Source organism: Pseudomonas sp. URMO17WK12:I11 (assembly GCF_007677725.1).
Taxonomy (GTDB): domain Bacteria; phylum Pseudomonadota; class Gammaproteobacteria; order Pseudomonadales; family Pseudomonadaceae; genus Aquipseudomonas.
In genome coordinates, this window is the sequence record NZ_VEDF01000017.1 from 58,872 (window position 1) to 66,962 (window position 8,091).

The window sequence follows — 8,091 nt, forward strand, 5'->3', positions numbered from 1 at the left end:
TCGCGATGCGCCGCGCGAGCGGCGCCTGATCGCACAGGCCACGGTCATCGATGCCTACATGGCAGCGCGGGTTGCCATTCGACGGCTGCACTGCGAATCGGCGCGGCCTGGCCTCGCAAGAACCCGAAGCCGCGGAATAGCGCGGCGGTTTGATGCTTGCCTTGGGATAGTTGCTGCCTGTGCGATCGAGCGCCGCCCTTGCGGCGCATCGCGAGCTTCGCTCGCTCCTACGTGGCCAGTAACGCCTGTGTCCGCCCGCATCAACCGTAGGAGCGAGCACAGCTCGCGATGCGCCGCGCGAGCGGCGCCTGATCGCACAGGCCACGGTCATCGATGCCTACATGGCAGCGCGGCTTGCCATTCGACGGCTGCGCCGCGAATCGGTGCGGCCTGGCCTCGCAAGAACCCGAAACCGCGAAACAGCGCGGCGGTTTGATGCTTGCCTTGAGATATTTGCTGCCTGTGCGATCGAGCGCCGCCCGTGCGGCGCATCGCGAGCTGCGCTCGCTCCTACGTGGCCGGTAACGCCGGTGTCCGCCCGCATCGACCGTGGCGCGCGATCGCATGGGCCGACCTCTACATGGCAGCGCGCAGCATCTGCACCACCTGCGCATGCAACGCCGGATCACCGCAGGCCACTACGCAGCCGCCATGCTGCGCGCTGCTGCCGTCCCAGGCCGTGATCACGCCGCCTGCACCCTCGATGATCGGCATCAGCGCCTGCACATCGTACGGTTGCAGGCTCGCTTCGACGATTACATCGACGAAGCCCGAGGCGAGCATGCAGTAGGCATAGCAGTCGCCACCATAACGCAGCAGCCGCGCGCGACCGGCGACGGCTTCAAAGGCCGCTTTGCGTTCGGCGGTGTCGAACATGTCAGGCGTGGTGCACATCAGGGTCGCACTGGCCAGGTCCGCGCAAGGCCGCGTCTTTAGCCGCGTGCCGCTGCGCCAGGCGCCTGCTGGCGTGCCGACGAAGCGTTCGCCGGTGAATGGCTGGTTCATCACGCCAAGCAGCGGCCGGGTACCGTCATTCAGGGCAATCAGCGTGCCCCACAACGGCAGCCCGGTAATGAATGCACGGGTACCGTCTATCGGGTCGAGTACCCAGGTCAGCGGGCTGCTGCCCACGGCGATACCGGCCTCTTCACCCAAGATGCCGTGTTCCGGGTAGCGCTGCGCAATCAGCGCGCGCATGGCGTCTTCAGCGGCCTTGTCGGCGATGGTGACCGGGTCGTACAGACGCCCACCCTTGTCCTCGACCGCCAGGCTAGCGCGGAAATACGGCTGAATCGCCGCTGCCGCAGCATCGGCCAGCTGCTCGGCGAACGCTTGGAATTCGCCGATCTGATCAGCACTCAGGGACATGGCACAGGCCTCATGGAGAAATGGGCCTGCATGATACCCGACATCAGCCAAGACGGTAGACGCCTGGCGCTTGACGCCATTATTCTGCCATTATCACCGTTTCATTTAACCGTCACTCAACCGTTGTACTAGGATATCGAGTAGCGCCCGCGGCAAGACGCCCAGGCGCGTGGCCGACTGCCCGGCGCACCCTGCGCCACCGAAACTCATGGATGACACAATGAATTCGCACCTGCTCTACCCGCAAATCGGCAAGGTCATTGCCAGCACCGGCAGCCCCCAGTTTCCGCGCATGCTGCACAGCCTGATCCAGGCGCACCTGACCATCGATGCCATGCAGATACGCCAGGTCGCCGCCACTGCCGCGTGCAGCGACGAATCGGCGTTGATAGACGAAACCGTGTTCACCGACCAGCGCCGCCTGGACGCCGATTTCAGTGACCCGTCGCGCTTACACCGAATCCGCCGCAAAGATGATTCGCGCTTTGAAATCCAAGTGCTGCGAGCAGGTTCGACCTATGGCTTTTCCGCCCACGAACGCAGCCGCCTGGACGACATCTCACCGCTGTTGCTGCCTATGCTGGAAAAACACATCGACGCCCTGCAGCCGGTCGTCCAACCTAGCCTGCCAGAGAGTCTGGAGGAGCGTTTTCAAGAACGTCTTGCCCAGTCCGGGCTCAAGCTTTCGCAACGTGAAGCCCAGGTCTGCCTTGGCCTGCTGGCCGGGCACACGGCGCCTGAGCAGGCCGAGCGCCTGGCCCTGCGGGTCAATACGGTGGAAAGCTACCTGCGCCGGGCGGCCATCAAGCTTGGCATCAGCGGGCGCCATTCGCTGATGCGCTGGATGTATGCCGTGGGCTAGGTGCCCTGGCATGCCTCAGTCACGCGCCAAGGCCTGGATGGGGTCCAGCCGCGCCGCATTGCGCGCCGGCACGAAGCCGAACACCACACCGATCAGCGTCGAGCAGGCGAAAGCCATGACGATCGAGGCCGGCGAGAACACCATCTCCCACTGCTTGACGAACAACTCGAACAGATAGCCAATGCCGTAGGACAGGCCGATACCGACCAGGCCGCCGAACAGACAGACCATCACCGCTTCGACCAGAAACTGCTGGCGGATGTCGGCCTGACGTGCCCCCACGGCCATGCGAATGCCGATTTCACGGGTGCGCTCGGTGACCGACACCAGCATGATGTTCATCACCCCGATGCCACCGACCACCAGCGAGATCACGGCGATCAGCGATAGCAGCAAGGTCAGTGAGCGGCTGGTTTTCTGCACCGTTTGCATGATGCTGTCGAGGTTGTTGGTGAAAAAGTCTTTGCTGCCGTGGCGCTGCAGCATCAGCTTGGTCACTTCCTCTTCCACGCGCTTGCTGGGCACGCCGTCCTTGATGCGCACGCTGATGCTGTCCAGATGACGCTGGCCCAGCACGCGCCCTGCAGCGGTCTCATAGGGCATCCAGATGTTCAGCTGGTTGCTGGCGACGAACAGGTTCTTGTTCTCGGCGGTCACCCCGATCACCGTGCATGGCAGATTGCCCACCAGAATGATCTGCCCCAATGGCTCGACGTTGCTGCCGAACAGGCGCTGGCGCGTGTTGTGGTCGATCACCACCACCTGCGCCTGGCGCCGAGCATCATCGGCGCTGAACACGATGCCGGCGGCCAGGGCGATGTTACGCACCTGAAAGTAGCGTTCGCTGACGCCATTGAGCTGCACGTCCACGTCCAGATTACGGTAGCGCACCAGGGCGCTCTGGCCGATCACCGGGGTGGCGCTGTCGACGTAGTACAGCTCGTTGAGCGCTGCCACATCGGCCGGTAGCAAGGTCTCGATGGTCTTGGCCCGGCTGTCGCCGAAATTGCTGCCCGAATAAATATCGATGGTGTTGCTGCCAATGGCCTGGATGTCCTTGAGCACATAACCCTTGGCGCCCTCGCCAATGGCCGAAATCGACACCACCGAGGTAATGCCGATGACGATGCCGAGCATGGTCAGCAAGGTGCGCATGCGGTGGGAGATCAATGCGATCCAGGCCATCTTGAAGGCTTCGCGGAACATGCCCAGGCTTGCGAACCAGCGCCTGGCAGCGGACACCTGCGGCGCCGCTTCGGTGACCGCAGCAAGGGGTGCCCGGCGGGCGCTGCGCTGGTCGCTGACGATCTGCCCATCGCTGACTTCGATGATACGCTCGGCGTGCGCGGCGACTTTGGGGTCGTGGGTGACCAGGATCACGGTGTGCCCGACGCGGTGCAGTTCCAGCAGAATATTCATCACTTCCTTGCCGCTGGCGGTGTCGAGCGCACCCGTCGGCTCGTCGGCGAGGATCACCTGGCCGCCATTCATCAACGCCCGGCAGATGCTCACCCGCTGCTGCTGGCCCCCTGATAGCTGGCTGGGGCGGTGGCCGAGGTGGCTGGCCAGGCCCAGGCGCGTCAGCAACGCCTGCGCCCGCTCATGCCGCTGGCCCTGGCTGACGCCTGCATAGACGGCAGGAATCTCGACGTTGTGCAGGGCATCGAGGTGCGGCAGCAGGTGGTAGCGTTGGAAAATGAAACCAAAATGATCGCGCCGCAGCGCTGCCAGGGCGTCGTCGTCAAGCGCCCGGGTTTCCTGGCCGCTGACCTGATAGCTGCCGCTGCTGGCGTGGTCCAGGCAGCCGAGGATGTTCATCAGGGTCGACTTGCCAGACCCCGAGGCGCCGATGATGGCCACCAGCTCGCCACTGTCGATGCGCAGATCGATCCCCTTGAGTGCATGAAACTCACGGTCACCGGCAAGAAAACTGCGAGTCACCCCCTGCAGGTGCAACAGCGGCAGGGCCTGGTCTTGAGTCAGGTGCGCATGGGCGCGCAGCTCGACATTCATGTTCATGCTCAAGCCCCCGCTTCGCCCGACACCGGCTCGCCGATCACCACGCGGTCACCTTCGGCCAGGCCGTCCTTGATCTGCACCTTGACGTTGTTGTTGATCCCAGCCTGCACGTTGCGCACCTGGGCGAAGCCCTTGGCATCGAGCACGCGTACCGGGAAGCTGCCATCGGCGTTACGCAGGCCCAGCGCCGCGACCGGCACGGTCAGCGCCTGGGCGGCGGTTTCAAGGACGATGTGTACCTGGGCGGTCATGGCAATACGCAGACGATGTTCGGGGTTGGGTACCTCGAACAGGGCGTTGTAGAACACCGCGCCACTGGGCTTGCTGCTGGCTTCGCTCTTGTCTCTGCTGTGGGCGTAGTCCTGCGGCGCAGGTTCGGTCCCGCGCAACTTGGCGTAGTAGCGCTTGTCCTCGCCAAGAATGGTGAAGTACACCGGTTGGCCGGGGCTGATGTGAATCACGTCAGCTTCCGAGACCTGGGCCTTGACCGTCATGGTGTCGAGGTCGGCCAGCTTGAGCAGCACCGGTGCCAGTTGGTTGGCGATCACCGTCTGCCCCTCCTGGGTGACGATACCCACCACGTGCCCGGTGATGGGCGCGTTGATGCGCGTATAACCCAGATTGACCTTGGCCGTGTCGATCTCGACGCGGGCGCTCTGGATCTGTGCATCGAGCGAGCGCACCGCCGCTTGCTGCACTTCATAGTCGGACTCGGCGTTCTCGAAGTCCTGGCGCGACACCGACTCGTCTTCCTGCAACGCTCTGTAGCGCTCATAAACGCGCCGGGCCTGCTTGAGCTGGGCCAGGGCCGAGCGCTTTTGCGCCTGCAGTTTGTCTTCGTCGACCTCGGCCTGGCGCAAGGTGTTACGCAGCACCAGCGGGTCGATCTCGGCCAACCACTGGCCCTCGCTGACCTTGTCGCCCAGCTTGACCTTGAGCGACTTGAGCTGACCGGATACCTGCGCGCCGACGTCGACCTGCCTGACCCCTTCGAGCATGCCGGTGGCCAACACCGCGTGTTCGATATCGCCACGTTCGACCGTGGCTGTAATGTACTGCGGCGCCTTGGCCGGGGCCTGGACGGCATACAGGGTGATGCCGACAACCATGGCCACGGCGGCGCCAAGGCCGAACTTGCGCAATCTGGGCTTATCCATGAACACTCACTTCCATTGAAATCACTTGTTTGCAGCCAACTGCGACCGTGAGCACGGGGTCACCGTGCCCACGTCCCGCCGCGCCCTGGCTCACGGCATGACCTTGCCCATCTGCAAGGCCTGCGCGCCCTGCCACCATGCCGCCAGGCTGAACACATTCGGCGTTTTCAAGATGCTGAAGTGATCGCCAGGGCCGCGCCACAGCGACAGCTGCGGCATCAAGGCCTGCCAGCCGGCGTGCATCGCCGCCTGTTCCTGAGCGTTTGCAGCGGGGTCCAGGCTTGCATCGTCGACCAGCACCAGCCCCACCGGGCCGCGGTAGCTGAGCGTGGGCTGGTAATGGCTGCGCAGCGCCGTGGCGAAGGTGCGCAGGGTGCCGTCAAGGCTGCGTGGCGCGGAGCGCGCCGGCAGCAGACCGATACGCACCATCGCGCCATGCAACAGCTCCACTTGCTGTGCATCGCTGGCGGCGGCGAAGGCCTGCGCTTCGATACCCAGCGCCTTGCCGGTCGACAACTGCAGCGCCTGGATCAGCTTTTCCAGCGCTTGGGTGAAGGTATAAGGCTGACCACAGGTGCCGCCCTGCCCCGGCGCTTCGCTGTCGATCAACGTCAGTGAACGTACCTCACGCCCCATGCCCTGCAGACGTGCGGCCAAGGCATGGGCGACCCACCCGCCGAACGAATGGCCGACCAGGTTCAGCGGCCCTTGCGGGTAGAGCGCCTCGATCGCTTGCGCATGGCAATTGGCGGCCGCCTCAACGGTGCTGTGCGGCACCAGGCTGCCCTCCAGCCCACGCGCCTGCAGCCCATACAATGGCCAGTCGGGGCCCAGGGCCTCGGCCAGGCCGATGAAGCTGGTGACGCTGTCGCCCGCACCGGGTACGCAGAACACCGGCGCATGACCGTGCTTGCCGGTCTGGATGGCCACCAGCGGCTGATAGGCGGGCGCCTCTACAGGTTGTGCAGCCGCCTCAAGGGCGCGGGCCAACGCCGCGCCCAGGGTTGTCACATGGGGTGCCTGCATCATGCTGCGGTGATCACCCGGCACGTCGATGCCGCGCAATTCTTGGCCCGGCAGCGCCTGCTCCCAGCCGAGGCTCGCCAGGTCGGCGCTGCCTGCTTCGGCGCGCAGCACATGCACCGGGATAGTCAACGGTGCCGGTCGGTAATGGGCCATGGCGTAGCCATGGGCAAGCTCACGGGTGAAGTAATGGCGCAGCTGGTCGTCGCTCATGCTCGACCACAGGCCATAGAGCAAGTGATGCTCGCGGCAAGCTGCCAGCAGGCTGGTGAAGTCCAGCTGGGCCGCTGTCAACTGCTCCAGGTGGGCCAGCGCTGGCGCGCCGGTTTCGCCTTGGGTGCTCCAGAAACGTTCGCAGTTGAGCAGGAGCTGCTTCTCCAGCGCCTGCGGCCCTTCCCAACGCGCCTTGCCTTGGTCGGCCAGGCGCGGGGCATAGGTGTCGATCAGGCCAAGGAACTGCACCGTTTCGTCCTCACCGAGTAGCTGATTGGCCATCTCGAAGGCCAGTACGCCACCGAACGACCAGCCGGCCAGGCGGTAGGGGCCACGGGGCTGAACCTTGCGCAGCTGTGCGATGTGGTAGCGCGCCAGGCACTCCAGCGTGCGCGGCTGCGCTTGGGTCGCGGGTACGCCCGGCAAGCCATAGATCGGGTAATCGCCGGGCAGGTGCTGGGCCAGGACCGGGAAGTAGAAGTCCAGGCCGGTGAACTCGTGCACCAGGAACAGCGGCACGCCGCTGGCGCTGCTACGTACGCTGATCACGCTGGGGGCCTCGACGCTGGCGGTTGCGCCCAGGCAGCTGGCGAGCGCAGCCACGCTTGGCTGCTGGAAAACATCATTGATTGCCACTTCGAGGCCAGCCTCGTTGAGCCGGTCGATCAAGCGGATGGCTGCCAGCGAATGGCCGCCCAGCTCGAAGAAGTTGTCATGGCGACTGACCTGCTCGACACCGAGCAACTCCTGCCAGATGTCGGCCAGCAGGGTTTCGGTTTCGCCCTTCGGTGCTTCGTAGACGCGTGCCTCAAGGGCGCCCGGCTCGGGCAATGCCTTGCGGTCGAGCTTGCCGTTGGGGCTCAGCGGCAGTGCTTCGAGATGAATGAACAACGCCGGCACCATGAACTCCGGCAGGTGCGTGAGCAGTGCCGTGCGCAGGGTCTCGGGCGCGCTTGGCTCGCCGGTGTAGTAGGCGATCAGCCGTTGCTCGCGGGCGATCACCACGGCCTCCTTGATGCCGTCGATAGCGGTCAGCCCGGCCTGGATTTCGCCCAGCTCGATACGCAGCCCGCGCAGCTTCACCTGGTCGTCGTTACGGCCCAGGTATTCGAGGTTGCCGTCGGCTAGATGCCGCGCCAGGTCGCCGGTACGGTACAGGCGCCCGCCAGGGCGGAACGGGTCGTCGATGAAGCGTTCGGCGGTGAGTTCGGCGCGGTTGAGGTAGCCACGAGCCACCTGGACGCCACCGATGTACAGCTCACCCGGCACGCCCTGCGGTACCGGCTGCAGATGGCCGTCCAGCACGTAGAGCTGGGTGTTGGCGATCGGCTTGCCGATCGGGGTGTTGTCCGGTGCGGTCTGGCAGTGCCAAGCGCTGACGTCCACCGCGGCTTCGGTCGGGCCATAGAGGTTGTGCAGGTCGCTGCCTGGGAGCTGGCTGTGGAAGCG

General features: G+C 65.0%; 5 protein-coding genes. 1 reads left to right on the forward strand and 4 read right to left on the reverse strand.

Annotation, left to right across the window (positions count from 1 at the left end; all coding sequences use genetic code 11):
• Nucleotides 1-576 precede the first annotated feature (576 nt).
• A complete protein-coding gene (gene hisN, locus FS665_RS22520) occupies nt 577-1,368 on the reverse strand; it encodes a histidinol-phosphatase (RefSeq protein WP_145193473.1) in 792 nt (263 codons plus the stop codon).
• 220 nt (nt 1,369-1,588) lie between these two features.
• On the opposite strand from hisN, the gene FS665_RS22525 reads away from it, so the two are divergent.
• Entirely contained in the window at nt 1,589-2,230 is a 642-nt protein-coding gene (locus FS665_RS22525) for a helix-turn-helix transcriptional regulator (RefSeq protein WP_145193476.1), read from the forward strand.
• A 15-nt stretch (nt 2,231-2,245) separates the two neighbouring features.
• Here the strand turns inward: FS665_RS22525 and FS665_RS22530 are convergent, their stop codons facing one another.
• The 3 genes from FS665_RS22530 to FS665_RS22540 form a co-directional block, all read right to left on the reverse strand.
• On the reverse strand, nt 2,246-4,249 hold the full coding sequence (locus FS665_RS22530; protein WP_145193477.1) for a MacB family efflux pump subunit: 2,004 nt from the start codon (nt 4,247-4,249) through the stop codon (nt 2,246-2,248).
• 2 nt (nt 4,250-4,251) lie between these two features.
• Complete coding sequence (gene macA, locus FS665_RS22535) at nt 4,252-5,406, reverse strand: macrolide transporter subunit MacA (protein WP_145193479.1); 1,155 nt, start codon at nt 5,404-5,406, stop codon at nt 4,252-4,254.
• 90 nt (nt 5,407-5,496) lie between these two features.
• Nucleotides 5,497-8,091 (reverse strand): non-ribosomal peptide synthetase (locus FS665_RS22540; protein ID WP_145193480.1); only part of this gene is annotated, 2,595 nt, incomplete at its 5' end.

What these genes read in the sequence shown, in the direction of transcription:
- hisN (WP_145193473.1), bottom strand. Translation starts at nt 1,368, where the DNA reads ATGTCCCTGAGTGCTGATCAGATCGGCGAATTCCAAGCGTTCGCCGAG.
- FS665_RS22525 (WP_145193476.1), top strand. Translation starts at nt 1,589, where the DNA reads ATGAATTCGCACCTGCTCTACCCGCAAATCGGCAAGGTCATTGCCAGC.
- macA (WP_145193479.1), bottom strand. Translation starts at nt 5,406, where the DNA reads ATGGATAAGCCCAGATTGCGCAAGTTCGGCCTTGGCGCCGCCGTGGCC.
- FS665_RS22530 (WP_145193477.1), bottom strand. Translation starts at nt 4,249, where the DNA reads ATGAACATGAATGTCGAGCTGCGCGCCCATGCGCACCTGACTCAAGAC.